The organism is Photobacterium alginatilyticum (genome assembly GCF_009910675.1).
Lineage (GTDB): Bacteria > Pseudomonadota > Gammaproteobacteria > Enterobacterales > Vibrionaceae > Photobacterium > Photobacterium alginatilyticum.
The window spans coordinates 1-1,827 of the sequence record NZ_RSEJ01000098.1; the positions used below are offsets into that span (position 1 = coordinate 1).

Annotated in this window: 1 protein-coding gene; it reads right to left on the reverse strand. The window is 35.2% G+C overall.

Going from position 1 to position 1,827, the window contains the following annotated elements; genetic code table 11:
* On the reverse strand, nucleotides 1-1,415 hold a 1,415-nt coding region (locus EIZ48_RS31380; protein WP_500690618.1), incomplete at its 3' end, for a hypothetical protein.
* Nucleotides 1,416-1,827 lie beyond the last annotated feature (412 nt).

The window sequence follows — 1,827 nt, forward strand, 5'->3', positions numbered from 1 at the left end:
TGTTGCCTTGAAAGGGACATTAATCCTTTGAAACCGGTACCGACGGGAATCATTCCCCCCATAACTACATTCTCTTTTAAGCCTTTTAACCAATCGATACGACCCCGKAGAGCCGCTTTTGCTAAAACTCGGGCAGTTTCTTGAAAACTCGCTTCAGATATGAAACTTTGAGTATTCAGAGATGCTCTTGTTATTCCCAATAAGATYGCTCGGTAACAGATTGCTTCTTCTAAAGCACGYCCCATTCGTTCCGCTCTCAACAATCCAATTAGCTCKCCGGGTGAAAAAACATTAGACATTCCATCTTCTGAAACCAGCACTTTTGATGTTATTTGACGTACAATAATTTCKATATGCCTATTATGKATTTGCACCCCCTGGGATCGATAAACCTTTTGGATCTTATTAACTAAAGAGATACGACTTTGCACTATAGTTAGCTCAGCGCCAATSAMGAATCCCCAAGGAATGCCAAGAATTCTTGTTATACAGTCGTTCCAAYCCTCAAYYCTCTTTTCTAGATTCATYGATATTGAMTCAATTGAACGCACTTCTAATACCTGTTCYACTTTTGGAAGMCCYTGKGTTATATCACCRGATCTCGAYTTTTCATATATAAATGTAAYTAAMGTATCTCCTTCRTAMARGATTTCWCCATAATGGCCAYGAACWGTTGCTCCYGGMGTGGCYAAATAGGGCTTAGMWGAKCGTATTACTASAGAGTCAACTTGAAYAAKTAKAACTTGACCCGATTTTAGGTGTGGTTCATTTTTRTCKATACATGAATTTTCACAAATAAACTGTCCAAGACTTATTTTTGTAGATGCCTTTTCACAATAATTGTGATGGMGAAAATACCAATTCAAATTKAATGGATKMAAAARGGTGTTACTACATGGATCGGKATTATAAATTTTCCTATTTTCATCCATTAAATAATATTTAAGTACTTGAAAAGTCTGTTTCAAATTGTCAAATTTTAAATATGTAGTGGGGATATGATTATAAGTTATCAACCAGGAAAATTCATAAAAATTCGCAATTTTAAAAGCTATTCCTAAGGGGCCCATCGAATTCCTAATTGGCATTAGGTCATTTTTTTTTATTGATTCTTTTATCACATTGAATGATTTTACATCATTGAACGGATCCATTCGAAAACAGYTGGATGATGACAAAATTATCAAAGCTTGACAGTCCTTATTTCTATTCAATAACGTATGAATAGTTCCGTGATTTTGGTTAAGGGATTGTTGAATCTGTATCTTGGAATACAAAAAAGTGGAAGAAAATGGATTKATAKTGGTKCGATCKGATYCATTATYAGGGATCAATCYRGAATCKGAAAGGTCATTTCTTTTTCKAGTATMCGAAATAGAGGATTTGACTAARTCAATTCTTAGAAAATCTCGCATCAAACCATTTGTCCKTATTTCAACAAAGGARGCGCGGGCCTCTTCGATAKAAGAAATTTTTTTGTCTTGCTCCCAATTCAATACKAAACAAGTYCGAACTAATTGAATACYCGTGTCMGAAATTCCCCGAATGGGTTTGCCGTTTCCATAAAGAATATAATTRATAACTTGAAGTTGYAAATTMTCCCTTTCCTGCAATAGATCYAGGGGAAAAAGTYTTTCTAAATTTATACCRTCCGTTATTTCATATGTGATTACAGGYCGAACCAAAACAAAAGACTTTTTCTTGGTCGGTGKRATCCGKTGKACATAGAWCCAATTTTTCAATTTTTTGGATRCTTTGTCATTTTTTTTTYCTATTCYTGGAGGTATYAAGATGCCACTGTGTCGAGATATTTTATCTATATCTCCG